Origin of the sequence: Segatella buccae ATCC 33574 (assembly GCF_000184945.1) — a bacterium.
Lineage (GTDB): Bacteria > Bacteroidota > Bacteroidia > Bacteroidales > Bacteroidaceae > Prevotella > Prevotella buccae.
Genome location: NZ_GL586311.1, coordinates 802,731 through 827,330 on the forward strand (window position 1 = coordinate 802,731; position 24,600 = coordinate 827,330).

A 24,600-nucleotide genomic window follows, 5' to 3' on the forward strand; every position below is an offset into this window, starting at 1 on the left:
GGCTTTACCTTCCTGCGAACAAGTGGAATGGAAAAGCCCCCTTTAGGGGGTTGGGGGTCTTTTTGGGGATCTTTTGGGGGCCTTTTTTGGCCTTTTCCATTTTCATCATTTTTGGGTATTGTCGGCCATGCCGATTATCCTTATCTTTGCATCATCGGCAGCACTTGATTTGCCGATGATGCAACTCGTTTATATACCTTATTGACAAGAATAACCGATCATGGAAAAGAAATATCAACTGACAGACATCGTGCAGGAAACACTGCTCATCCCACTCTACATGAGGGCTATGGAGAGCCGCAGGACGAAAGACAACATCCTGAAAGACGACATGGCCGAAAGGCTGACGGAACAGATAGACTATGACTACAACAAGCTCAACAAGGCCAAGATGAGCTACGTGGGCTGTGTGGTGAGGGGCCGGTATTATGACGATGCCACACGCCGCTTCATACTCACCCACCACGCCCCCGTGGTGGTGAATGTGGGCTGCGGACTCGACACGCGCCGACAGCGCATCAAAGAGAGCAGCAAGGCCACATTCTACGAGCTGGACTTACCGGAGGTGATGGAACTGCGCAGAAAACTCATCCCCGAGGAAGACGGCGACCACTATCTCACGGCATCACTGCTTGACGATGACTGGATGGACGAACTGCGCTCGCGCCATCCGTCAAGCGACTTTCTCATCATCGCCGAAGGGGTGATGATGTATTTCTACGAACAGCAGGTGAAGGAGTTTGTCACGCGCATAGCCTCGCGTTTCGGTGGTGGTGAACTCTACCTTGATGTGTGCGGGCCCATGATGTCTAAACGAGGGGTGAAACCCGACTCGCTGAGAGACTCTCAAGTGGAGATACGATCGGGCTTCGAAGACGGCCATGTCTTCGAACAATGGGCACCCAACCTCCGGCTCATCGAACAGTGCAGCTACATGAGTTTCTTCCGCCGCCGTTGGGGACTGATGGGCTACACTGTAGGCCTGTTTCCTAAACTTTGTTTCCGATTTAGTTCGCTCCTGAAATTTGAAATTATCTGATTTCTCCTCCAGCCGGAGTCCTTTACCCCTTTACTTTTTTTATCTTTTTACCTCTTAATGGCGTGCGGGCAGGCATCAAGCGCTGCCCCTACACGCAGGCGAAGTCTTTCACCTTTTGATTCCTTGAATCCTTGAATCTCTGAATTTTAATATTAGTCCCTCCACGGCCGGTGGTGATGATGGTGGCCTGGGCGGTCGAAACCGGGACGATCAAAGTCCGGTCGACGACCGAAACCCGGTCGGCGATCGCGGCAATCGGGACCGTAAGGACGGGGTGAAGGACCGTAACGGCGGGGAGGTGGAGGACACGGGACGACATAGCGGGGCGCGTGCCGACGCGGATAGCGCATATAGATGTTGTGCACGAAGGCACCGTTGCGCCACGAAAGCGGGCGGTAGAAGTAGTCGGCCCCCACATAGAGATTCCACTGACGGCCGTTGAAAAAGGCCCTGAACGCCGAGTTGCGGGCACGCCAAGACGAGGAGTAGAGGTCGTCGTAGTCGTCTACGCTCAACAAATAGTCAAGATTGATGCGATACATGCGGTCGTACTCGCGGGAAGTAAGCCCCAGTTCGTAGGCCATCTTGTCGGTCAGGTAGCGTGCTTCCGCCATCGCCTCTTCGTAACTCATGGCCCATGCCGAGGCAGAGACCGTCAGGGCTAAAGCCATCATTATCATCAAACGTTTCATAATCGTAAGGTTTTAGGTGTTAAACATTGTCCGTTGCATAAACTCTCTATGGTCAAGCAAGTTCTTGACTCTGCCGCAAAGTTAGACCAAAGGGGCTGACAAAGAAAGATGTTTCGCCTAAAAAGGCATAGGGAAATGCCTTTCGTTGTGGGGGAAATCCCCCTCCGGGCACTTCTCTTTAGCAACACAGACAATGCTCGTGGAATGCTCTTGATGTCAGAAGTTTTCGCAACGCATTTGCATTCGGGCAAATCATGTAGTATCTTTGCATTAGCAAGGGAAGCACGCAAGTGTTTCCCTTTTTTAAGTTCTAAACTCCCTAAAAGCCCCCCACCCCCCTGAAAGGGGCTTTCCATCCCTGCGATGGGGGTGTCGTTCGGCCCAAATGGCTTTGTAAAAGGGCCTCTTTGAGGTTGTCATCCGGGCCAAACGAGACTCCAAGTGTGGCCCTTTTGGATGGTCGCTTGGGCCGACTGAGAAAATTGGTGGGGCGGATCTGGGCGATGAGATGAATATTTTTAGAAAGCCAAAAGATAGGAGTGCTTTTGGCTGTAAGGCTTTTTCGAAAGATTTAATAGTTCGTGCTATATACCCGGCATGGCCCCAAGGAGACTCCAAACTTAGGGGGCTTAGGCCATGTCCTACTTGTAGGGGCGTGCGGGCAGGCATAAAGCGCCGCCTCTACTTGCAGGACAAGGTTGTCATTCACACCTACCATCCATTATCTTCCGCTTGTTTCGCCTCCCCCAAAAAATCTCCTAAAGGGAGCTTAACTTCCTACGAACAGGTGGATGGCAAAGCCCCCCTTCAGGGAGTGGGCTGTCTCTTATTGGTGAAATCAAAATACTTTTTCAGCACGAGCAAGGAGATGAGACGCTCACGGCGGCTGTCGCGGAATTGGGCCACATAGTCGTGGGCATGACGGATGATGGCTTCCGCCTCGTCGGGATGGGCGATGTAGTAGCGGATGCGCTCTTCAAGGTCGGAGAAGTCGGGTTTGATTTCGATGTAATGGTAGTCAGGTTTGAGTCGGCCCTCCATGAACCACGTTTCACAGGTGGGTCTCGGCATCACCGCCACCGAGTTTGACGACATCACCCACTTGAGGTTGCTGGCCACGTCGTTGCCCTCAAGTGCCATGATAAACTTATAGTCGAGATGCTCGCCGATGGTCATTTTCTCCGTCCTCCACTCGGGATACTGGCGGTCTATCACCCCCACATCACACATCGGATGGCCAAAATAGCGCGTCACGAAGTTGTAGCGGTTTTGCTTGAGGTCGGTGCCGCCGTCCTGCCCTATCAGTCCGCGGAAGATAACTTTGTCTTTTTTCGCGGCAAAAGGCTTGAGGTCGTTGACAAAGAGGAAGTGGCGCACACGGTCGAGCTTCATCAACACCGAGTTGGCATTGTCGCTCGTGAGCGGCCTACTCTTGGTGATGCTCGGCAAGGCGGGCACATGCACAATGTCGCCCGGCAGGAGCAGCCAGCGCAGCGAGGGATCGAAAGCCTTGGCATAGCGGTAGGAGTCAAGGTAATACACCTTCTGCCCCGTGACTTTCTGGTCGCTCAGCGCCACCGACTCGGCGGCAAACCGGTCGCTGTCGAAGGGCACGCCGGGAGCAAGCCGGCAATAATAGGAGGCCCGCTCCTCCATGTAGGCCTCGTCGGGATGGCCGGCGAGGACCCGAAGGTCGCGTCGAAGGAGAGCCCGCAAAACAAAACGGGGCGTGAAGATGGCGGCATACGACCGGATGTAGTAGGCCAGTTTGGAGTTTTTGCCGCTATGGAGCGTGTAATATATTTTACGTGGACAGTGCATGACAGGAATTGCAGAAAAGGTATGAAAAAAGGCGGTAATGCAGCCCTTGGGCACACTACCACCGATGGTCAGGCCATCACCCGCTTATAGAAGTCGAGATATTGGCGACATATAATTTTGGGCGAGAATCGCGCCGTGGCATCGCTGCGGATGGCTGCAGGGTCGTAGCGCGTCGCCATCGCCCTGCGCAGTCCGTCTTCCAAAGCCTCGGAGGTGAAGTCGGAACATCTGATGCCGTTGGCGGGCGTGATGAGTTCCTCCGTCCCGCTGCAAGGAAAGGCCACCACAGGCAGTCCGCAAGCCATAGCCTCGATGGGTGCCTGGGCAAAGTTCTCCTTCGCGCTCGGCAAACAAAAGTAGTCGGCAGCAGACAGTCTCCACGACAGTTCCTCAGGCCCCGAGGCCGGTCCGGTCTCCACAACGTTGTCCCAGTGCCGCCGAGGCCGGCTTCGATTGTTGCCTATGGCCAGCACGCGACAGTCGGGAGAGATGCGCCGGAGCGTCTGCGAGAGCACCTCAAGCCCCTTGCGTGGTTCGTTGATGTTGCAGGCACAGAGAGCAAAGACCGGAGTCTCGGGAGCCAAGCCCAGCCGGCGGCGGGCCTCACTACGGTCGTGGGGCTCGTAGAAGCGGGTGTCCACGGAGTTGTGGATGATGGTTGTAGGCCGGTCGGCCACCATCTCGTGATGGCCGTAAAGGTCGTAGGCCATACGGGAGAGAAACACGACACCCAGCCGTTTCACCTTGTGCAGGCTGTCATATTTCATGCGGTAGTATTTCTTTTCCAACGGGTTGTCGGCCAAGAGCTGCTGCTCGATGTTGGCTATGCCATAGAGCGCATTTTCATCGTGCAGGGTGAAGACAATGGGCTTGTCCTTGAAAGCCTCGAAAAACGTGGGATAGTCGAGATAGCCTCCCACCCAATGGATGTGTAGCAAGTCGGCCTCGCGCAGCAGACGCTCGTAGCTGAGGTCAATAGACGACACGGGCAGCGTGTACACCGCATGGTACTGGGCACCCAACCGGCGGCAGGTGTTCACGTCGTCTTTCAGCCTCAACAGCTTCTTCGTCTTCCGCAACACACTGTGGTAGAAATAACGCTTCTTGCCGCACTGGTGTATGAAGTCGTCGTGGTGGCGCTTGTTGAGCACCACCATCTGGCTGTCGATCCCCATCTCGCGCTGCGCCTTGCAGATGCGGTAAGCGCAGAGTCCGGCCCCGTTGAAGTCGGCCATGCTGATATGTACTATCTTCATTAAGCTTGTCGAGTGATTACTTGAAGTGTTGTAATGAATAAAAGCAGTCTACAAAAATAGGGAAAAGAAGTCATATATGCAATTATTAGCCACTGTTTTTCGCTTTTGGCAGAGCCACCGTCCCCTTTTCCGCCGGCTCCGGAAGCGTTGGGGCATGTCCGTGGCGCAACGCACCGGCCACCATCGAAACAGCATCGTGGCAGGGCTACACCCATGGTCTACGGCCGGTAGCCGTCGAGCTTGGCCAGATAGTAACGGCGGAAATCGCTCCAGCGATAGTAGGGCGCAAGGTCGGAGGGCAGCGGCAGGCGCACCTCATTCTCGTTGAGCAACACCTTCACGAGAACGTCTCCGGGCTTCTTGTTGTTGCGGTAGAACACCAGTTGCAGGTTGGCCGCCATCGGGAAGATGCGGTAGTTCACCCATCCGTGCTCCTCCAGCCTGTCAATGTCGGCTATCTGCTCACCGTAGCCATTGATGTTGAGCAGACAGGTGAGCGGCAGCACCATCGTCTCGTGGCCGAATCGGAGGGTGGCTCCGGGATGGCGCAGACGCAGGCAGGAGTCGGCCTCGTGGATGATGTTGCGCAGCAGGTTGCGCTGCGAAAAAGGCTGTATGCCGCCATTGAGGGCCGTGTTGCCGTAATGCAGGTACCACCAGATGTTGTTTTGCTGCCAGCCGGTGTAGAGTTCGTCGTCGGTGAAGATGTCGTAGAGGGTTATCTTGTGGCGCAGTTCGGAGTCTTGCAGGATGCCTGCCAGACGGAAAAGGCGGAACACGAAATCGCTTTCTGTCATCATCTTGCTATCGGCCACAAACGACCTTTGGATGAAAAGCGTCTTCATCAGGTGGTCAAAGTTCACGTGCTCTTTCGTCCACTTGTCGTAGGCAGCCTTCACGGCCGGCGTCTCTTTGTGGTGGCTGAGCGCCGTGTCGGTCTGGTTCATGTAGTACATATCATGCTCGGACGCGTCGTGGGTGATGCGCAGGCGCGGATTGAGCCGCACCAACTCTTGCAGGGCATTCTCCATGGAGAGGATGCAGCGGATGACGACGGTCGACTTCGCGTCGACGCCCACCGTATCGGCAAACACTTGCGGGAAGCGTTCATACATTCTGCGGGCTATCTCCCGATGCTGTCGGGCCCCCAGCGGAGTGAGTTCGCCCCAACGGTCTTTCGACTCTTCATACATCATGCGTATGCGGCGCAGCACATCGCGGCCCATGGCGGTGAGCACACCGGTGCTGTCGGCATGTTCAAGTAGGCGGATGGGACGCAGATACTCGCTGCCGCGAATGAGGTAGCGGGAGCCGTGGCGGCCGTAGTGGCTCAGATAGAATGGTTCATAGCCCGACGGAGCGGGGGTCAGCCGCTGCTGCACGGGGCCGGGATAGGCCACATGATTGCTGGCGGAGAGACAATGGTTGCGGCGGATTTCCTCACGCGCACTTTGGGCGCAGACGGCCAAGGACAGACCAAAGGCAACGAGAAACAAACTGATTTTCTTCATACATATTAAACTTTACCATGTTAATAGATTCTGCCGCCCTTCACCGGAAAAGCGAAAGGGTGCATAAATAAAACAAATAATCGGGCATTTTATTTTGTATTACGCACGAAAAGCACTATTTTTGCAGAAAATAGGCTGCACTCGGCAATCTGAAAGCAAGCTCTCATTGCTCTCGCTGGCACTATTTTTGCACATATTAAAGCTAAACCGAAGCATTTATGGCTAAACATCCTCTGTGGTCGGACGAGTATTGGCTGTTGCTCATGCAGCTCTATCTCAAGAAGCCTGTGGGCGTGAAACCGCTCTACTCGCGCGGCATCGTGGACTTGAGCCTCGACCTGCATATCCCGCCCGAATTTCTCCACGCGCAGATGTTCAAGCTCCGGATGATCACCCCACGCATCGGGCGGCTTTGGGAGAAATATGGCAAAAGCCCGAAAAAGCTGGCACGCGGAGTGGAATTGCTCAGGCGCATGAAGGGATATGGCAATGCCGATGCTTTCTATCAAGGGGTGGAGATGAACGAATCGTTTGAAAAAGACTGGAAGCCCATCGCTCCCGGTGCGGAGCTCACACCGGTGAAGCTCATCCTCATTCTCGACCTCTACTTCCAACTCACTCCCATCACAATGGTGCCCGAAACACCGGAAGTGAACGATCTGGCAAAGCTCATCAAGGTGAGTCCGAAACTCATTGCCGAGGTGATGGAGGTGTACCAATTCTGCGACCCCTACCTCAACCGTGCCGACTTCCTGCTCAGTCCGCTGCTCGTGCCGTGTCAGGAGGTGTGGAACCGCTTCGGCAACGACAACCCCGAAAAGCTTTACCAACTTGCTTCGCAACTGAAAGAATACTGGAAATAAATCAAGCATACCGGCACCGACCGGCAACACATCACTCGCAAACGGGCGTAAACACTCATTCACATGGCTCAGAAATTAGTTCAAACACAGGTTCAGAAACAACAACTCTTACAACGGCTCTCGGCCCAACAGATGCTGCAAGTGAAGTTGTTGGAAATGCCCCTGACCGAACTTGAACAGAACATCAATGCCGAACTCGACGACAATCCGGCACTGGAGAGTGCGTCGGCCGATGATGCGTTGGACCTTGAGGGAGCTGATGGTGGCGACACGACCGGCGACAGCAGCGAACAGGAAGACGGGGAGACATCGGAGTATGAACGTGAGGAGCGCGAAGACGCACTCGATGCCGCATTCGACAACATAGGTCGGGACGACGAAATGCCCGAGGTGGGCGGCAACCGCAACTACCAGAATGCCGACTACGAGGAGACCGTCTACGGTGACACCACCTCTTTCTATGACACGCTGAAAGAGCAGATGGACATGCAGCACCTCACCGAGAAGCAACACGACATGATGGAATACATCATCGGGTCGCTCGATGACGATGGACTGTTGCGCAAAGACCTCGACAGCATCAGCGACGAACTGGCCGTCTATCACAACATCGATGCCAGTGCGGACGAATTGGAAGAGGTGCTCCACCGCCTGCAGGAATTCGACCCCGCCGGTGTGGGAGCCCGCAACTTGCAGGAGTGTCTGTTGCTACAAATAGCCCGCAGGCCCGACGACAAGCTCCGCAGGGCCATGGAGGAGGTCATCACCAACTATTTTGACGCTTTCACCAAGAAACATTGGGACAAGATACAGGCCGGGCTGCAACTCTCAGACACACAGACGGAGACGCTGCAAAACGAATTGCGGCGACTCAACCCGAAACCCGGTGCCTCGCTCGGAGAGACCATAGGACGCAACTTGCAACAAATCACGCCCGACTTCATCGTAGACACTAACGAAGACGGTTCCGTCTCGTTCAGCCTGAACCGTGGCAATATGCCCGAACTGCACGTTTCACCCTCGTTCACCGAAATGCTCGAAAACTACAAGAACGACAAGCATCCGGCCGGCCGGCAGACCAAAGAGGCTCTCGTCTACGCCCGCGAGAAGGTGGAAAAGGCACAGAGCTACATCGAGGCCATACGGCAACGCCGGCTGACGCTCTATGCCACGATGAAGGCTATCATCGAAATACAACACAAGTTTTTTGCCGACGGCGACGAGGCCGACCTCAAACCGATGATCCTCAAAGACGTGGCCGACCGCACGGGACTTGACATCTCAACCATTTCGCGCGTGAGCAACGTGAAATATGCACAGACCAAGTGGGGCACATACCCTCTGCGATTCTTCTTCAGCGATGGCTACACCACCGAAGACGGCGAAGAAATGTCTACCCGGAAAATCAAACTGGCCCTAAAAGACCTCATCGGCAAGGAGAACAAGAAGAAGCCCATGAGCGACGACACGCTGGCCGAGGAGATGAAAAAACTGGGCTACCCCATCGCCCGACGCACCGTTGCCAAGTATCGCGAGCAGCAGGGCATTCCGGTGGCGCGGCTGCGAAAAGAGTAGAAACGAAGAATACAACAGGACAGGCAATGATAAAACAATGAAAGAAAAAAACATCATCTTGGCCGCACGGGTGCTGAGCGTCCTCTTCACACCGTTCTATCTGCCGATAGTGGGGCTCATCGTGCTTTTCATTTTTAGCTACATGCGGGTGCTGCCCATGCAATTCAAACTGCTCGTGTTGGGCATGGTGTATCTCTTCACGGTGCTTCTGCCTTCCTTCCTCATCCATCTCTACCGCCGCTATCAGGGCTGGACACCCATGGAACTGGGACACAAGGAGCGTCGCATGATACCCTATATCATCTCCATCGTGTGCTATTTCACGTGCTTCTACATCATGGATGCACGCAACATCCCACGCTTTATCAGCATCATTCTCGTGGCTGCGCTCGTCATACAGATGATGTGCGCACTCATCAACGTGTGGTGGAAAATCTCCACCCACAGTGCTGCCATCGGTGGCGTGGCCGGAGCACTGCTGGCCTTTGCCCGCATATTCACTTTCAACCCCATCTGGTGGCTCTGTCTGGTGCTCATCGTAAGTGGTATGGTGGGCACCAGCCGCATGATATTGCGCCAGCATTCGCTTGCCCAAGTGGTCACGGGATTTCTGTTGGGGAGCGTGGTGGCCTATCTCATCGTACTGCATCCGGCCATCGCATAGTGTGAGGGAGAAAGCCCCGACAGCCAAGAGCAATTTCAAAATACATTTTATATGAAACCATTAGTAAGTATTATCATGGGCTCGACAAGCGACTTGCCCATCATGGAAAAAGCCTGCAAGTGGCTCGACGACAATGAGATTCCCTTTGAGGTGAATGCACTCTCAGCCCACCGCACACCCGATGCCGTGGAAACTTTTGCCAAAGGGGCCAAGGCTCGTGGAGTCAAGGTCATCATAGCCGGAGCCGGCATGGCCGCCGCCCTACCAGGAGTGATTGCTGCCTCTACCCCACTGCCAGTCATCGGAGTGCCCATCAAGGGTATGTTGGACGGTCTTGATGCCATGCTCTCCATCATTCAGATGCCGCCGGGAATACCCGTTGCCACGGTGGGGGTGAACGGAGCACAGAATGCTGCCATCCTCGCAGCGGAGATGATGGCCCTTGGCGACGAAGAGATTGCACGCAAGGTGGATGCTTGGAAAGCCGGTCTCGGTGCCAAAATAGAAAAAGCCAATCGGGAACTTTCCGAAATCAAAGACTATAAGTTCAAGGTGGACTGACCCACAGTCCACACGCCCGACATCCCTCTAAACTATATATCATCACATGATAGACCTATTTAATTATCAAAGACGCAAATCTACAGAGATCCATATTGGGGCCATTGACATGGGGGGAGAAAACCCTATACGCATCCAGTCGATGACCACGACCGACACCAACGACACCGAGGCCTGCGTGGAACAGGCCGAACGCATCATCAAGGCCGGCGGAGAACTGGTACGGTTGACGACACAAGGCACTAAGGAAGCCGAGAATCTGAAAAACATCAACGCCTCGCTGCGTGCCAAAGGCTATCTCACTCCCCTCGTGGCCGATGTGCATTTCAATCCCAAGGTAGCCGATGTGGCGGCACGCTATGCCGAGAAAGTGCGCGTGAATCCGGGCAACTATGTAGACCCGGCGCGCAAATTCATCAAACTGGAATACACCGACGAGGAGTATGCCCTGGAATTGCAGAAGATAGAAGACCGCTTCGTGCCTTTCCTCAACATCTGTAAGGAAAACCATACGGCCATCCGCATAGGCGTGAACCACGGCTCGCTCTCCGACCGGATACGCAACCGCTACGGTGACACGCCGGAAGGAATCGTGGAGAGTTGCATGGAGTTTTTGCGCATCTGCAAGCAACAGGACTTCAAGGATGTGGTGATTTCCATCAAGTCTTCCAACACGGTGGTGATGGTGCGTTCGGTGCGTCTGCTCGTCGACACAATGGAGAAAGAAGACATGCACTACCCTCTCCACCTCGGAGTGACCGAAGCCGGCGAGGGCGAGGACGGCCGCATCAAGAGTGCTGTGGGCATCGGGGCGCTGTTGGCCGACGGCATCGGAGACACCATTCGAGTGAGTCTCAGTGAAGAACCGGAAGCGGAGGTACCCGTGGCCCGGCATCTTGTAGACTACATCGGCCGCAAAGCCGGCCAGACGATGATTCCCGGAGAAGCTGCGCCCTACTTCGACTGGCTGCATCCGGTGCGTCGCAAGACTCATGCTGTGGATATCATTGGGGGCGAACAGGTGCCGGTGGTCATTGCCTCACGGTCTGCCGACAAGGAACAGAAGTGTGCCGTTGTGGTGAGCAATGCGGACACAAGGCCGGATTACCTCTACACCGGACAGGCGTTGCCGCAAGAGTTGCAAAAACAGCAGAAATATATCATAGATTTTGATGCCTACGCTCATCTCGCTTCTGAAGGGAATATCGAGAATTTAAAAGGTCGTGTATTCCCCATTTTCCCTTACAACGCCACACCGTTCATCTCACAGGTGCAGGCCGATGCCAAATTTCTCGTACTCCCGTTCGGTGCGCCGAGTGAGGAATACATAGCCTGCCTGAAAGCCCATCCCGAAGTGGTGGTGGTCTGCATGAGCAACCATCAAAACCGACTGGGAGAACAACGGGCACTGGTACATGAACTGTCGGTTAACGGGCTGACCAATCCTGTCGTCTTCTGCCAGATGTACCGCCATTCCGAGAAGGAAAAAAGTGATTTCCAACTCGAAGCGGCAGCCGACATGGGCGCACTGATGATTGATGGACTCACCGATGGAATATGGCTCATGAACGATGGTGACATCCCTGCGGAGACGGTCGACGAGACAGCTTTCGGCATTCTTCAGGCAGCCCGTCTGCGCACCTCGAAGACCGAATATATCTCTTGCCCGGGCTGTGGACGCACTCTTTACGATCTTCGGGAAACCATTGCCAAAATACGGGAGGCCACCAAAGGCATGAAAGGTCTCAAAATAGGCATCATGGGATGTATCGTGAACGGGCCCGGAGAGATGGCCGATGCCGACTATGGCTATGTGGGGGCGGGTCCCAATCGTGTGAGCCTCTATCGCAAGCAAGTGTGCATAGAGCGCAACATCCCACAGGAAGTGGCCGTAGAACATTTGCTTGCTCTCATCAAAAACGACCGAAAATAGAATAAGCTAATGGATATTAAAGGTATTTACACACCCTCGCCGGAACGTTACGACGACTCGGAAACGTTGTACCGCCGTTGCGGACACTCGGGAGTGATGCTTCCAAAGGTCTCTCTCGGTTTCTGGCACAACTTCGGAGCTGTGGACTCCTACGAGCGCAGCCGGGCCATCACCCACTATGCCTTCGACCACGGCATCACCCATTTCGACCTTGCCAACAACTACGGCCCACCTTACGGGACGGCCGAAGAGACGATGGGCCGACTGATGGACGATGATTTACGGCCCTATCGTGACGAACTTTTCATCTCATCGAAAGCCGGCTATGACATGTGGCCGGGCCCTTACGGCAACTGGGGAAGCCGTAAGTACCTCATGGCCAGCATCGACCAGAGTCTACGACGTATGCGGTTAGATTATGTGGATCTCTTCTACAGCCACCGCTACGACCCCAACACGCCACTCGAAGAGACACTTCAGGCTCTCGTAGACATCGTTCGACAAGGCAAGGCACTCTACATCGGCATCTCCCGTTGGCCTCTTGAGGCCCTCACCGTTGCCGAACAGTATCTTCGGGAGCATGACACGCCACTGCTCATCTACCAAGACAAGCTCAACCTCATCAACCGTCAACCGCTGGAAGAAGGTCGGCTGCAATTCTGCCACGACCACGGCATCGGCTTCATCAGTTTCTCACCACTGGCTCAAGGACTGCTCACCGACCGCTATCTCAACGGTGTGCCCGACGACAGCCGCATGGCTAAAGGCCGATTTCTCAAACGTGAAACCCTTACTCCCGAACTGACGGCCCATCTTCAGGAACTGAACGCACAGGCCCATGAACGCAACGAAACGCTTGCAGAAATGGCTTTGGCATGGATTCTGCATCAGCAGGGTGTCACTTCCGTGCTTGTCGGTGCAAGCAGTGTGGCGCAATTAGAACAAAACATGAAGTGCGTGCATGCCCAACCGTTCTAAGTGTATGGCATCACGCAACAAGACACATACCTCAAAGGTTCTCCCATAAAACATCGGGAGAACCTTTTTTGTTTTTGGAAATGCAGCTATGGAATCATGTAATGGAGCTACACAAATAGAATATTTCACTCTCCAAAGGCCGGTATTTCAAAAAGAAGTCGTACCTTTGCACCCGAAGAAATCAACATGCGGGAAGCATCTTCTTACGAATCATGCTTTTTCTGTTTTCATCTTAGCCGTCCGAATGTCGCAAGTTGACCGCACGCCCGTGTTCCTTTCTCTCCCACCCCACACAAGTAGGATAACATTCCGTGCAGGCTTTCAGGGTCTTTCTTCTCCCACGGCATATCCCTTTCTTTAACAACAACATGCTGCCATGAGCGGCAGCCAAATATCAAACAAATGACATTCAACGAATTAAATATCTCCAAGCCCATACTGAAGGCGCTTGAACTCAAAGAGTATGAAACCCCTACCCCCATTCAGCAAAAAGCCATCCCTATAGGCCTTGAAGGCAGAGACCTGCTGGGTATCGCCCAGACGGGTACGGGAAAAACGGCTGCCTTTGCCATTCCCATCATCCAGCAACTTGCTAAAAGCGCAGACGACAACCGCCGGCGGGACATCAAGGCCCTCATCCTCACGCCCACACGCGAATTGGCCATACAGATAGAGGAATGCTTTAAAGATTATTCAAAGTTCACCCGGCTGCGTTGCTGCGTCATCTTCGGAGGCGTAAGCCAGAACGGACAGGTGAAGGAACTGGAACGGGGGGTGGACATCCTCATCGCCACTCCGGGCCGACTGCTCGACCTCATCTCGCAACACATCATCACGCTGGAACACATCCGCCACTTTGTACTTGACGAGGCCGACCGTATGCTCGACATGGGATTCATCCACGACATCAAGAAACTCATCCCCCTGCTGCCCAAACGCCGGCAGACGCTGCTCTTCTCGGCCACCATGCCCGAGACCATAGCCAAACTCTCCAAGTCGCTGCTCTACAAGCCTGCGAGGGTAGAGGTGGCTCCTGTGTCATCGGTGGTGGACACCATCGAACAACGGCTCTACTTCGTGGAGAAACCGCAGAAGACAGATCTTCTCGTCAGTGTGCTCAAAAACGACGGCAACCGTTCGGCACTCGTGTTTTCACGTACCAAGCATGGGGCCGACCGCATAGCCCGCAAGCTCAAGGCCCGCCACATCGAGTGTGAAGCCATCCATGGCAACAAGTCGCAGAATGCCCGCCAACGGGCTCTCACCAACTTCAAGTCGGGGAAGACGCGCGTCATCGTAGCCACCGACATCGCAGCCCGTGGCATCGACATTGCCAACCTGCAAATGGTAATCAACTACGACTTGCCTGATGTGGCCGAGACCTATGTCCACCGCATTGGCCGCACAGGTCGGGCCGGCAACAGCGGTGTGGCACTGACTTTCTGCACGCAGGAGGAGCGGCCCATGGTCAGAGATATCCAGAAACTCACGGGCAAGAAACTCCCCATTGCCCAGTCGCCACTCAAATAACAAAAATACAGAAAATAGTTTTTGCATATCTTCCCGTCATGCCGTCATACTTACGTCTAACTAAAAGATTATCAATAAATTAGAGCTGACAGCAAGTATGACGGCATGACGGGAAAGTGCTGTTATCAAGATTTCTCCCTAAGCTTCATCACTATCATATTGTAACTATAACAGCTCCATAAAGCCCATAATTCCTTTTATCGCTTATAACATCATCTATCGGCACTTCTTTACCGTCAACCTCACACCGATAGGTTCTATATTGTCCACGACCATAGATATGTATATAGAATTTTATCGTATGATTCTCATCGTTTTCAAAAAGTTTATCACTATTGAATGTCAATAGATAGGCTTCATTGCGAATATCATTCTTATCCCAAATCGACCTATCAAAAAACTGGAGTTCAAGCATTGTTCCCATTTTTCCATAATCCACATTTGGTAAATCAGAACTATTCATGGAACTCTTTGTTTTTATCCAATCTACTATTCCCAACTCCACCGGCTTACGACCGGAATTCATTCTTTCGATGCTTAAATGCAAATCTTTCACGGTGTCCGCTTTCAGTCTTGCTATATCATCATTGCCCAATACATTCGCCGAATCGGCAAGATTTCTCCCATCGGCGTTTTGAAATCTGACAAATAAATGAAAATCGGAAATTCCAAAAGGCCCTTCGGATTCTGTACAAGATATAAACGTCATTATTACGACAGATACCAATATAGGTAGCGTCTTGAAAAAGTTTCTCATATCACTTACTTTATAAATGTTGCCGTCTTTAATTTATACCTAAAATTACTACTTCTTGTAGAGACAATGCCATCATCATACGCAGGATTTTCTTCTGCATTCAAAGCTGTACTTAGAAAATAGCCATTATGTAGTCCATTCCAGCCCCAATTACAATGTATATATTTGGTCTCTTTGCGATTTTTAATTTGATCGATATATCCATCAACAACCCAAGCATGCCCATCGACATATTTCCTAAAGACTAACCCAACATGATAATAACGCCCATTACCTCGCATAATAACAATTCTATTTCCTTTCTTCAAATCATTTATTACAGCATTGACATCATATTCATCAAGGCTGGAAACATTAAATCCATAACCTCTCATTATTTTTAAGGCATCTTCTGTATTTGCCGATGTTCCTCCTGCTTTATATTTAGCTCCAAATGCACCTCCCCAAAATCTCATGAGTTTTGCTATATGATCTTCCAATTCATTAGTAATTAATTCTCCATTATTCTTACTACATTCATTATTTATTCTTAGCCAATCCAATATAGTAGCACCTGCCTCTCCATCAATATTATATTGAATGGTATTCGGTGTCTGTAAGTAAGAGCATATCTGGCTTATTGCCGTAATCACACACCCTGTATAAGGACCGGGGCAATATTTATTGTACGGGGCTCCTTGCCCCCACTTAGTAGCAAGCAATGGTGCCATCATTTCAAATTTATCATCAGGATAATCTCCACCACCGCTTGGCATATCGGGTTCTTCAAGTACATAATAAGATAATCCACTCTCTCTACAACTCGCTTTTTGTTCTATCAGCCCACTCATAAATGCTTCAAATCCCGCATTAGTAATAGTATCATTATCATAAGAATAATTCCCTTCCTCAACCAATGCGAATATAGGTACTTCCCGATCATCTGAAGAGGCTATTGCAAAGCCTTTATTGTCTTTAAAATTGATGATGTAAAACAAAGAATCAAGATTTACAGGAATACCCGATCGAGTTCCATTAGGAATTGAGACTACTTCTACCGTCCCAATATTTACACCCCAAAAAGACGAAGCACGAGTGTCCTGATTTAATTTAGACACAAAATCCATCACATTCTTCTTAGCTTCTTCTACAGTAATTTTGTGACTGGTAGTAAGTAAATTACTTTGTTTGACACTCACTTGCTCATCTTGGCTACATGACATTAAGCTTAATGTAGTCAACAGCATAAATAATGCTTTTCTTAAAAACACTTCATAATAAATTATAGATTTTTCTATTAAACATTGTGCAAATATATAAAATATCTTTGGCGTTTAATAACATTATCATTATTTTTTATTAAAAATACAAGGAAAATATCATCCGAACATGATATTGGAAAGACTAGAGGATTCATTGACAGAAACTGTATGCCTGCCTTCGACCTTGTGCGAAGTGCGTGCACCATCCGCGCATAGGCTTCACACAGAAAGTGCCGCAACTCTGAACGCATTGTGCAGAGCTGCGGCACTTTTCTTTGAAGGCTAAACTTAGCTTGAATAAAAGCTGAACTTAGCCTGCATGATGGCTAAGCATAATTTATAGGAGAGCCAAACTTAATCTATATAAGAACTAAAACTCCCTTCACATCACAACCGGTTTACTCGCCGGTATAGCTGTCTATGAGTGTCTCCAATGCGGGGATGGGAGCATCATTGGTATCTTCCACAGCGTTGTCGAACTTAAACTGCAGCGAACCGTGGTTGAGACGACCTGCACCATAGTAGCCCGTCACCCGCGAGGGCACGGCTGCTGTGGCATCGAGAGTGTAGGAATACATCAGTGAGGGGTTGGTGTCGAAATTGTTATAGGTGTTGCCACCGTTGAGAGACACAACGGAAGAGGGTACTTGCTCGTCACGCGAAGCAGCCTGATAGAAGTCGAAACTCTTGTTGTCGGCCGCGTAGGTGATGGGGGAGTAGTTGCTCCCGGAACCTTTCTCGGCGAAGATGCTGCCGTATTCCTTCACCATGCCGCCCGACTCACCGGAGAAAGTGCCGGAGCCTTTGGCATCGGTGCCTTGCAGGGAAATCAAGATGGGGTCTTTGGTGGCGCGGAAGTAGTTGTTCTCGGAGAACACGCTGGAGCCCGTGGTGGCCCCGATACCGTATTTGGCGCAGCCATCGTAGAAGTTGTTCCACAGATGCACACTCATTGTGCGGACGCGGGCGTGGCGCGAATCGCTATGGTCAAACCAGTTGTGATGATAGGTGATGTAGTTGGGCCCGGACTCACTCTTCATGCCACACATGCTCGACTTGCCCGTGTCCCAGAAGTGGCAGTGGTCTATGGTGACGAATTTAGAATTTGATTTAACATCAATGGCACCGTCGCCCTTGGCATGGTCGCCGCCGCCGGCCTTGCCGTAGAACACGTCGATGTGGTGAATCCAAATATTGGAGTTGTCAGTATCAAGCGATATTCCGTCGTCCATGGCACGCATGATGCCCAGATTGCGGAACTCAACGCTCTTAGAATTTCTCACCAAGAAGCCAAAACCGTGGATGGTGGCATCCTCACCGATGCCTTCGATGGTGATATTCAGTTCACTGTCGGCCCTCTTTCCTTTGATTTGGATGCCTTCGACACTGCTTCCGAAAGCATCGGTCTGCCCGTTTTTCACCAGTCCCAACACTCTCACAGCCAGCGGCGTGGTGACATTTCCCTTCTGATAGGCGTTCAAGATGGCCTGAAGACCGGTGAATGTGCCGCTGCTCAGCCGGGCACTGACGGTCTTAGCATTGTCCTTGTTCACGTAGATGACCACCGCTCCTGACTTCAATGTGCCATCATTGTTATAGGCCCCCACGCCCGAGAAACCCTTGTGGGCAAAGCCCTCACGGTTATAGTTCTTCACTTGGAGGCCCGTCACTTCGCCCGAAAGTCTCTCAACGCCATCTTTCACAGCCACCACTTTCAGCGCGTAGGTGCCTGCTTTGAGTCCCGGGATGTCGACTCTCAGATAGCCGGTATAGGCCCGCACCAACTCGGCATCGACCCGGGTGTAACCGGCATACTGCCCTCCCTTCACATAGACATGATAGGTTTGTGCTCCGTCTACGGGCTTCCACTTGGCATAGGCAGTCTCCAGCCAACCTTTCGACTCGGTGATGGTCACGCCATTGTCCGTGATTTCGCCGTTCTCTCCCTGTTCGGCAGCCTTGGAAAAGGCAATACCGGCAGCCAGACGGGTGTACACATCGCTGAAAGACAGGCCGTTGACGGCAACCGTCTCTTTGGCATCGTCGATGGAGATGTCGCTCAATTCGTCGGTATTATAGTATTTCGTTTCGCCATTGGTAGTAGTGACCATGGCTTGATTACGAGTTGTAGAAAAGCCCACAGAGTGGTCGGAGCTGAGTGTTCCACCGGCTCCACCGGTACCACCTCCGCCCGACAAGTCGGTCACTTTGAGCGAATAGACATTGATTCCGCCGTCGGCCGTGGTGAATGTCACGCTGCCATCGGTTGCCACCGTGCCCGTACCGGTCTGTCGGTTGGTGCCATTGGCCTTGGCGAAACCCTTGGTATCGGTGAGATTGGACAGGGCCAGCGTGCGGGCATCTTTCTTGCTCGACGATGCAAAGACGATGGTCACCTGCTGTCCGGCCTTGAGTCCGGGGACGGTCAGCACGATATTTGTCCCGTTAAACTGCAATTCCTTACCCGTATCTATCCTTATCTTGTCGGCGGCACCGGCCGTAAAATGCAGTCCCTGCGTCATGCCGAGCACCTGCTTGTTGGCCATAAGCTCGCCATCGGTGATGGCTTGGTTATAGGAATAGCGTTTCTTGCTGCTGTCATATTTCCAATTCTGCGCATCGGCTTTCAGACAGGCTTCGTCTGTAGCCGGCAGAGAAGTGAAGTTCCACGACTGTGCATGAATGCCCACACTTGTCCATGAGAGGAGCAGGGAGAGTAAAACGCTCTTGTGTAAATATCTTTTCATTTGTCTTTGTTGAATTAGTTTATTTCACGACCACCTTCCTGCCGTTCACAATGTAGATGCCTTTTGGCAAACCGCTGAGCGATGCGCCCACATACTGCCCGTTGAGGTTGTACACCCGGGAGACCATCGGTCTTGCCTCGGCAGTCGTAGACCGGCTGATGCCGGTGGTCTGCGAATAAGTGAAAGAAAGGCGCAGCAGCCCCATGTCCTCGGTCTGCTCGCTACCGTCAGCGTAGGCCAGCGTCGCATTTCCGCCCGAAAACGTGATTTTCTTCACGCTCTTTTCCACTGCCAATCCGTTGACAGTGACTGTCTGCTTGCCCTCTGCCCACACACCGAGACAACATGCAGACATGGTGACTGCAAGCATTAAACGAAGTTGTTTCATTCAAATTAGGTTTTAATAGTTAGGATAATCTTCTTATACCGGACAAAAATACAAGGAAATGTCCAATCTCCTCTATCCGCAGCCTTGCAAATCAAACGTAAACGTTTACAGAAGTGTCATCTCGACACAAAGGAATGATGGGACAGCGTGGCGGCAATACGCTTGTTACCATCGCTGAAGCTATGGTTTTTGGTGACGAGATAGAGTAGCATGGCGGCCTTTTCTTCCACGCTCGGATATAGATCTGCACCGCCAAATGTCTGATAGATCTGTCCGATGGAGCTTTTGAACGAATCGTCTTTTTCGTTGCCAAAAAGCACGGAACCGCCAAACTTCTCACGCAGCATGTCTATCTCGTGCATCGCATTCTCGTAGGTGGCATGGAAAGTCTCTTCCGTGGTGGTCTTGGCTATGCCCAACCGCTGATAGTCGTAATCGTCAAGCACATCGAGGGCATAGGTATAGTCCACCACCACATCAAAGAGTGCACTGCCCTCATCCGTAGGCGGAACAGCCTGCTGCCGGATGGTTCTGCCCACCACTTGCACCAACTGGCGAAGCTCCGCAATCTGCTGTTTACGAATTCGCTCATTCACCGCATATCCCTTGACGAGATATTGCTTGAGAATGGTATTCGCCCATTGGCGGAAACGCACACCCCTCACAGAATTGACACGATAACCAACAGAGATAATCATATCAAGATTATAATAAGGAATCGTTCGTATTACCTTTCTATTGCCTTCCGAACGAACCTGTGCATTTTTTGCACAAGTTGCCTTTTCCTCCAATTCTCCTATCTTGTAAATGTTCCGAATATGGCGCACAATTACAGTTCTGTCCGTTTGAAACAGTTCAGACATTTGCGCCTGCGTAAGCCACACGGTTTCCCCTTCCAACTTGACATCAAGCTGTGTCTTTCCATCTTCACTCTGATAAATAATGATTTTGTCGTTTAGGTTTATCATCTCGTTCATACACTCTAACATTGATTGAAAAAGGCAAAGATACAAAAAATAACTGAAACCGGTAATAATCCTATCTTTAAAACTGAAATGGGAGCATATATCACGAACTATTAAACTTTTAGAAAAAGGCTGACATGCAAATTTCTCTCGCCCATTTCCCAATCCGATTCCATCCGCTTTATTCGACCCGGCCGACCCATCAATTTTCCCACTAAGCCCAAACGACATTGCAAAACGGCCACACCCAGAAGCTCACTCGGGCCGAACGAGAATGCAAAAGAGGCCGTTTCACAATGCTGTTTGGGCTGAATTGCAACCCAAAGCAGGGTTGAAAAGCCCCCTTTAGGGAGTTGGGGGTCTGTAGGTTGAATGGAAACTAAAAAAAGGGAAACGCCAACGCGCTTCCCTTGCCAATGCAAAGATAATGAAAAACAAGCCCGAATGCAAATCGGCGAAGAAAAAACCGGACAGAACTACGAGTGTCAAGAAAATGGCAGAGACGGCAGACAAGACACGCCATGCAGACTCCGGAGGAGAGTTCCAAACGCGCTATCCCGTCGGTTTTCTATCCATGCCTATCCCGAAGGCTATCGGACCGTTTCAGCAACATGCAGATTGAAACTGCGCGTGAACGAAACGCCGTCTTGCGTGGCTGTCACCTCAAGGGTTGAAAGGCCCGATGCGCGTGGCGTGAAGGTGAGCAAACTCCCTTTGATGGTGACATCAACGCCGGCAGAAGGGGTCACGGCAAACCGTCCATTTGGGAAACCGGCGAAGTAAGTGGCCAAAGCTATCTGTTGCTTCTCGCCCACGTGGAGACCGATGAAGTGGGGGAGAGCCATCCAGTTGAGATAGTCCTCAAGATCGGTGTAGCTGTTGCCGTCGCTGTCGGCATTGTTGTTGGGTGTGGAAGCATCCCATCCCCGGGCCCGTTCAAACCAGTCGGGAATGCCGTCACCGTCGGTATCCCAACTCGTGGGACGGACAGCCGGCGCAATGTCCAGTCCGTCGAAGCCCTCGCACCCCTTGTCGGTCTCCGAATCGATGAGCCCGTCGGCCACGCCGTCGAAGCTGCCTGTGGTGGAGGCCGTGCCCAAGAGTGTTTCGCGTATCATCCGACGGTCGTGATTGTCAAGGCCCTGTGCATTGCATCCCACATCGGAGAGCACGCTGCGATAGGCCGTTTCGGCCGTCTCCACCCGGGCCAGCGAAGGGAAGAAAGGCTTTCGGCGGAACACCTCCCACGAGAGTTTCTGTCCATGGGAGAGCGTGTACCGATAGGTCTCACCCTCCCGGTCGCGGGTGAGCGAACCGTCGCGGTTTTCACGAAGATTGCCCGCAACGAAGTAAGACTGCGTGCCCGAACCCGTGCCTTCGAGCTGAGCCACAAGCAGGAAAGGCTGCGTGGTGGCCGGCCCCATCTTATAGTAGTTGGCCACAAACTGACCCTCGTGAGTGCCGCCGTCACAGGCCCGGTGACCCCAGTTGTAGACCACATTATTGAACATGTCGTGATGGCCGTCGTAGGCCCCGCTCCCATCGAGTCCGCCACTCATGCTCCAGTTGCGTCCCTCGTTGTGGGCGAGCAGGTTGTGATGGAACGAACTGCCCTGCGCACCACCCTCGCCACCGCCGATAGTGGCCGAATAGCCATGCTTCATGCCCTTGCCGTAGTTGGGATGGCCGGCCACATTGAGTGTCTCGGAAATGAGTGTGCGCTGCAAGGTGATGTGGCGGGCATTGCGTGAACTGAACGCCTCGTCGATGGTCCAGCTGATAGAGCAGTGGTCCATGATACTATGGTCATTGCCGGCCATACCCATGCCGTCGAGTCCGTCGCGGTCGTGCAGGGCCTCATGACCCAAACGGAGGCGCAGGAAGCGCGTGATGCCGTCGCCGGCCATGCCGAAGGGGTGGGAGCGGAGCATGATGCCGAGTCCGGGGGTCGTTTGTCCGGCAATGGTGACGAAGCGGTCGGAACAGGTGAGCCGGCTCTTGAGGGCAATCACGCCGCCTACGTCGAAGACGATGGTGCGCGGGCCGTGGAGCCGGGAGATGCCATAACGGAAAGTGCCGGGGACAGGATTGATGGGGTCGTCATCAAGCGAAGTGACATGATACACCATGCCACCTCGCCCGCCAATGGCATAACGGCCATAGCCTTCGGCCCCGGGGAAGGCATCACGACGGGGACGGAAACTCCAAACTTTGCCTTTGTAGGTCACGCCGTCGATGACTTCATCCACGCGCCAATAATATGTTTTCAACGGAGAAAGCCCCCTACGGGTGAAAGAGGCGGTACGGAGCAGTTCACCACCGGTGCCGTCGGCCACCGTCAGGGAGTCGGTTCCGAAGTGGCAGATGTGGGCTGAGGCACTCTTGGCAGCCTGCCAACGGAAGGTGATGCCACTGTCGGCAGCGGCGTGGAAGTCGCCATCGGTAGGGTAGGGGTCGTGGGCCAATCGGTCGGCGGCGGTCACGTCAAACTCCAGTGAGTTGATATAGAAACCGGTATTGGTGTAACTCTCCCCCCGCCCGGGGATGGTTGCAAACTCGATGACAACGGGACGGTCGGCCCGCTTCACGCTGAACTCCACATAGCTGCGCCCTGCCGCCGAGGCTTTCTCGGCCCGCTGCGACTGGGAGATGCCACGAAGCAGCCACCGACCATCCACTTTCACCGCAAGAAGAGGGAGCCGGGCGGAAGGTTCTCCGTCCACATAGTTGTGGTAGGCTTGCAGACTGTGCCTGCCGGGCGACAATCCGCTGACGGTGAGCCTGATGGTCTTTCCGCCGGACGAGGGCTTTCGCTGCCCGCTGTCGTCCACTGCCTGCACCGTCACACCGTCGTTGATGCAGCAGTTGTACTTGTTCACACCGTCTTTCCACCAGTTACTTTTCAATCGGCAATCGGCAGAGGTGGAGAGTGTCAGTTGTAAATTGCCGAAACGGGCCGAGGCCTCCCGGCCTTCTTTCACCACCCACGAAGAAAAGCCATCAGCCGTCTTCCGGCTGCCGTTGTCCAAATCTATGCGTTGGGCGTATGCTGTGCCCATCCCTGTCAACAATAGCAGGGAAGCGGAAAATAATGTCTTGAAATCTATCATCAGTGTATGTTTGGTTTATGAAGGTTAAGACGAAAAACCGCCGGCTGGGTCGTCAGCCGGCGGTGAAGTTAACCTAACTTTAACGTTTATTCGATGCTTCCTATCGTCACATCGTCAAACTCGTTCATGTAGTCCATCAACACGGCATTGTGGTCATCGCGCTTCATCTTGATTTCCATGTTCACCTCAAAGATTTCCCCCTTTGATGTCCGGCGGTCTTTCATCTCGTAGGAATAGATCTTCAGGCTGTGCCCTTTGATCTGGTCTACCACCCGCTTGGCACTCTCCTTGGAAGGCGAAGTGAACGAAATGCGCAAATGAGTGGTTCCGATATGGGGGATAAAGGCGTTGAGCATCTCCAGTCCTACGAGTATCAAGGCCGTGACGAAGAAGGCTACGGCATAAAGTCCCACACCGCAGGCCATGCCGATGGCTGCCGTCACCCACAGGCCGGCAGCGGTGGTGAGCCCGCGCACCATGTTCTTCTGAAAGATGATCATGCCGGCACCGAGAAAACCAATGCCCGAGACCACTTGGGCGGCCACGCGCGAGGTGTCTTTCACCCCGTCGGCAAAACCATATTGGGAGATGATGGTAAACAATGCACTGCCGAGGGCTACCAGAAAGTGGGTGCGGAAACCAGCATCCTTAGACCTGTATTCACGCTCCAGTCCTACAATGCCGCCCAAAACGAAGGCGACGATCAGCCGGAGACACAATTCGAAGACAATATCCATAAACAAGAAAAATTAAATATACAAAAACTATGGTCTACAAAAATAAACATAATAAACGAAACGGCCAAAGAATGGTTTTAACTTTTGCGCCGTGTCCGTCCACCCCGTCAAACTTACAGAAATTCAGAAAATTAACTTTTATTTTTGCGGTATCATGCGTTTTATGTACCTTTGCACATTATCAATGGGCGCACACGCGTGGCCCTCGACTTATCCGAAAAGAAAATCAATC

At 52.5% G+C, this 24,600-nt stretch carries 18 protein-coding genes and 1 pseudogene; 8 read left to right on the forward strand and 11 right to left on the reverse strand.

Going from position 1 to position 24,600, the window contains the following annotated elements:
• The first annotated feature begins 220 nt into the window (after positions 1–220).
• Positions 221–1,039 (forward strand): class I SAM-dependent methyltransferase, encoded by an 819-nt coding sequence (locus tag HMPREF6485_RS02950; RefSeq protein ID WP_004344583.1) that lies wholly within the window; start codon positions 221–223, stop codon positions 1,037–1,039.
• A gap of 152 nt (positions 1,040–1,191) precedes the next feature.
• Here HMPREF6485_RS02950 and HMPREF6485_RS02955 read toward each other — a convergent pair whose 3' ends face one another.
• From HMPREF6485_RS02955 to HMPREF6485_RS02970, 4 genes are all read right to left on the reverse strand, one after another.
• The gene (locus HMPREF6485_RS02955) at positions 1,192–1,731 is read right to left on the reverse strand and encodes a hypothetical protein (RefSeq protein WP_004342066.1); all 540 of its coding nucleotides are present in this window, start codon (positions 1,729–1,731) and stop codon (positions 1,192–1,194) included.
• An 807-nt stretch (positions 1,732–2,538) separates the two neighbouring features.
• The gene (locus HMPREF6485_RS02960; protein ID WP_004344584.1) at positions 2,539–3,552 is read right to left on the reverse strand and encodes a glycosyl transferase family 90; all 1,014 of its coding nucleotides are present in this window, start codon (positions 3,550–3,552) and stop codon (positions 2,539–2,541) included.
• A gap of 68 nt (positions 3,553–3,620) precedes the next feature.
• Positions 3,621–4,808: a glycosyltransferase gene (locus tag HMPREF6485_RS02965; protein WP_004344586.1), complete on the reverse strand. Its 1,188-nt coding sequence runs from the start codon at positions 4,806–4,808 to the stop codon at positions 3,621–3,623.
• A gap of 218 nt (positions 4,809–5,026) precedes the next feature.
• Positions 5,027–6,319 carry a histidine-type phosphatase gene (locus tag HMPREF6485_RS02970; protein WP_004344587.1) on the reverse strand — a complete coding sequence of 431 codons (1,293 nt, stop codon included), beginning with the start codon at positions 6,317–6,319 and terminating at the stop codon, positions 5,027–5,029.
• Positions 6,320–6,537: 218 nt separating this feature from the next.
• Here HMPREF6485_RS02970 and HMPREF6485_RS02975 point away from each other — a divergent pair, with 218 nt between their 5' ends.
• From HMPREF6485_RS02975 to HMPREF6485_RS03005, 7 genes are all read left to right on the forward strand, one after another.
• Positions 6,538–7,182, forward strand: a complete 645-nt coding sequence (locus HMPREF6485_RS02975) for a hypothetical protein (RefSeq protein ID WP_004342062.1) — start codon at positions 6,538–6,540, stop codon at positions 7,180–7,182.
• Between the two features lie 63 nt (positions 7,183–7,245).
• Positions 7,246–8,757, forward strand: coding sequence for an RNA polymerase factor sigma-54 (gene rpoN, locus HMPREF6485_RS02980; RefSeq protein ID WP_004344589.1), 1,512 nt, complete (start codon positions 7,246–7,248; stop codon positions 8,755–8,757).
• 37 nt (positions 8,758–8,794) lie between these two features.
• A complete protein-coding gene (locus HMPREF6485_RS02985) occupies positions 8,795–9,421 on the forward strand; it encodes a phosphatase PAP2 family protein (protein ID WP_004344590.1) in 627 nt (208 codons plus the stop codon).
• Positions 9,422–9,472: 51 nt separating this feature from the next.
• Positions 9,473–9,982 (forward strand): 5-(carboxyamino)imidazole ribonucleotide mutase, encoded by a 510-nt coding sequence (gene purE, locus HMPREF6485_RS02990; RefSeq protein WP_004344591.1) that lies wholly within the window; start codon positions 9,473–9,475, stop codon positions 9,980–9,982.
• A gap of 46 nt (positions 9,983–10,028) precedes the next feature.
• A complete protein-coding gene (locus tag HMPREF6485_RS02995; RefSeq protein ID WP_004344592.1) occupies positions 10,029–11,915 on the forward strand; it encodes a 4-hydroxy-3-methylbut-2-en-1-yl diphosphate synthase in 1,887 nt (628 codons plus the stop codon).
• Between the two features lie 9 nt (positions 11,916–11,924).
• On the forward strand, positions 11,925–12,893 hold the full coding sequence (locus HMPREF6485_RS03000) for an aldo/keto reductase (protein WP_004344594.1): 969 nt from the start codon (positions 11,925–11,927) through the stop codon (positions 12,891–12,893).
• A gap of 402 nt (positions 12,894–13,295) precedes the next feature.
• A complete protein-coding gene (locus tag HMPREF6485_RS03005; protein ID WP_004344595.1) occupies positions 13,296–14,423 on the forward strand; it encodes a DEAD/DEAH box helicase in 1,128 nt (375 codons plus the stop codon).
• A gap of 154 nt (positions 14,424–14,577) precedes the next feature.
• Here the strand turns inward: HMPREF6485_RS03005 and HMPREF6485_RS03010 are convergent, their stop codons facing one another.
• The 7 genes and pseudogenes from HMPREF6485_RS03010 to HMPREF6485_RS03050 form a co-directional block, all read right to left on the reverse strand.
• Positions 14,578–15,180 carry a hypothetical protein gene (locus tag HMPREF6485_RS03010; RefSeq protein WP_004344596.1) on the reverse strand — a complete coding sequence of 201 codons (603 nt, stop codon included), beginning with the start codon at positions 15,178–15,180 and terminating at the stop codon, positions 14,578–14,580.
• A 5-nt stretch (positions 15,181–15,185) separates the two neighbouring features.
• Positions 15,186–16,406: a C10 family peptidase gene (locus tag HMPREF6485_RS03015; protein WP_082231294.1), complete on the reverse strand. Its 1,221-nt coding sequence runs from the start codon at positions 16,404–16,406 to the stop codon at positions 15,186–15,188.
• A 413-nt stretch (positions 16,407–16,819) separates the two neighbouring features.
• Complete coding sequence (locus HMPREF6485_RS03020) at positions 16,820–19,168, reverse strand: pectate lyase family protein (RefSeq protein WP_004344598.1); 2,349 nt, start codon at positions 19,166–19,168, stop codon at positions 16,820–16,822.
• A gap of 19 nt (positions 19,169–19,187) precedes the next feature.
• Positions 19,188–19,556, reverse strand: a complete 369-nt coding sequence (locus HMPREF6485_RS03025; RefSeq protein WP_004344599.1) for a hypothetical protein — start codon at positions 19,554–19,556, stop codon at positions 19,188–19,190.
• Between the two features lie 143 nt (positions 19,557–19,699).
• Positions 19,700–20,533 (reverse strand): annotated as a pseudogene (rhuM, locus tag HMPREF6485_RS03030) (RhuM family protein); the annotation flags it as partial.
• Positions 20,534–21,111: 578 nt separating this feature from the next.
• Positions 21,112–23,631 (reverse strand): hypothetical protein, encoded by a 2,520-nt coding sequence (locus tag HMPREF6485_RS03045; RefSeq protein WP_004344602.1) that lies wholly within the window; start codon positions 23,629–23,631, stop codon positions 21,112–21,114.
• A gap of 86 nt (positions 23,632–23,717) precedes the next feature.
• Entirely contained in the window at positions 23,718–24,368 is a 651-nt protein-coding gene (locus tag HMPREF6485_RS03050; RefSeq protein WP_004342051.1) for an MgtC/SapB family protein, read from the reverse strand.
• Positions 24,369–24,600 lie beyond the last annotated feature (232 nt).

Coding starts and splice junctions, on each gene's coding strand:
- HMPREF6485_RS02950 (WP_004344583.1), top strand. CDS start 221: ATGGAAAAGAAATATCAACTGACAGACATCGTGCAGGAAACACTGCTC.
- HMPREF6485_RS02955 (WP_004342066.1), bottom strand. CDS start 1,731: ATGAAACGTTTGATGATAATGATGGCTTTAGCCCTGACGGTCTCTGCC.
- HMPREF6485_RS02960 (WP_004344584.1), bottom strand. CDS start 3,552: ATGCACTGTCCACGTAAAATATATTACACGCTCCATAGCGGCAAAAAC.
- HMPREF6485_RS02965 (WP_004344586.1), bottom strand. CDS start 4,808: ATGAAGATAGTACATATCAGCATGGCCGACTTCAACGGGGCCGGACTC.
- HMPREF6485_RS02970 (WP_004344587.1), bottom strand. CDS start 6,319: ATGAAGAAAATCAGTTTGTTTCTCGTTGCCTTTGGTCTGTCCTTGGCC.
- HMPREF6485_RS02975 (WP_004342062.1), top strand. CDS start 6,538: ATGGCTAAACATCCTCTGTGGTCGGACGAGTATTGGCTGTTGCTCATG.
- rpoN (WP_004344589.1), top strand. CDS start 7,246: ATGGCTCAGAAATTAGTTCAAACACAGGTTCAGAAACAACAACTCTTA.
- HMPREF6485_RS02985 (WP_004344590.1), top strand. CDS start 8,795: ATGAAAGAAAAAAACATCATCTTGGCCGCACGGGTGCTGAGCGTCCTC.
- purE (WP_004344591.1), top strand. CDS start 9,473: ATGAAACCATTAGTAAGTATTATCATGGGCTCGACAAGCGACTTGCCC.
- HMPREF6485_RS02995 (WP_004344592.1), top strand. CDS start 10,029: ATGATAGACCTATTTAATTATCAAAGACGCAAATCTACAGAGATCCAT.
- HMPREF6485_RS03000 (WP_004344594.1), top strand. CDS start 11,925: ATGGATATTAAAGGTATTTACACACCCTCGCCGGAACGTTACGACGAC.
- HMPREF6485_RS03005 (WP_004344595.1), top strand. CDS start 13,296: ATGACATTCAACGAATTAAATATCTCCAAGCCCATACTGAAGGCGCTT.
- HMPREF6485_RS03010 (WP_004344596.1), bottom strand. CDS start 15,180: ATGAGAAACTTTTTCAAGACGCTACCTATATTGGTATCTGTCGTAATA.
- HMPREF6485_RS03015 (WP_082231294.1), bottom strand. CDS start 16,406: ATGCTGTTGACTACATTAAGCTTAATGTCATGTAGCCAAGATGAGCAA.
- HMPREF6485_RS03020 (WP_004344598.1), bottom strand. CDS start 19,168: ATGAAAAGATATTTACACAAGAGCGTTTTACTCTCCCTGCTCCTCTCA.
- HMPREF6485_RS03025 (WP_004344599.1), bottom strand. CDS start 19,556: ATGAAACAACTTCGTTTAATGCTTGCAGTCACCATGTCTGCATGTTGT.
- HMPREF6485_RS03045 (WP_004344602.1), bottom strand. CDS start 23,631: ATGATAGATTTCAAGACATTATTTTCCGCTTCCCTGCTATTGTTGACA.
- HMPREF6485_RS03050 (WP_004342051.1), bottom strand. CDS start 24,368: ATGGATATTGTCTTCGAATTGTGTCTCCGGCTGATCGTCGCCTTCGTT.